Source organism: Vogesella perlucida (genome assembly GCF_979366545.1).
This window is the reverse complement of record NZ_CEETRO010000067.1, coordinates 1-283: the sequence shown is the minus strand read 5'-3', so window position 1 is coordinate 283 and position 283 is coordinate 1. Positions and strand designations below refer to the sequence as shown.

The 283-nt window shown below is 65.4% G+C and carries 1 protein-coding gene; it reads left to right on the top strand.

Translation table 11 applies throughout. The annotated features are described in order from the left end of the window. On the top strand, positions 1-283 hold a 283-nt coding region (locus tag ACZ9XP_RS17955; RefSeq protein ID WP_465188967.1), incomplete at both ends, for an Ig-like domain-containing protein.

The following is a 283-nucleotide window of genomic DNA, read 5'->3' as shown; positions in this document are numbered from 1 at the left end:
CACCGATGCCGCCGGCAACGTGGGCGAAGCCACCACCGAGCACACCCACGGTGTGGACACCACCATCAACGCCAGCATCACGCTCGCGGCCAACATCACCGCCGACGACGTGATCAACGCCGCCGAGTCGCAACAAGACATCGCCATCACCGGTAGCGTAGGTGGCGACGTGAAGGTAGGCGACACCGTGACCCTGACCGTGAACGGCAAGCCGTTCACCGGTCTGGTGCAGGCCGACAAGACCTTCAGCATCAACGTACCGGGCGCCGAGCTGGTGGCCGAC